This window comes from Bradyrhizobium sp. MI1.11 (assembly GCF_055811255.1).
On the sequence record NZ_JBVVPM010000264.1, the window covers coordinates 1 to 201 of the forward strand.

The 201-nt window shown below is 65.7% G+C and carries 1 protein-coding gene; it reads left to right on the forward strand.

Annotated features, from left to right (window positions below; translation table 11 throughout):
• On the forward strand, positions 1-201 hold a 201-nt coding region (locus AC0L30_RS43300), incomplete at both ends, for a transposase (RefSeq protein WP_473406826.1).

The window sequence follows — 201 nt, forward strand, 5'->3', positions numbered from 1 at the left end:
GGTGGAAGGGGCGACCGAGAATGCCGCAACGGTTCAGGCCCTGCTGGACAACCTGGTCTCGCGCGGGCTCGACCCGACGGTACCAAGACTGTTCATCGCCGACGGCGCGAAAGCGTTGTCGAAGGCGATCCGCCGCACCTTCGGTTCGGCCGCTGCGATCCAGCGCTGCCAGATCCACAAGGCGCGCAACATCATGGAACG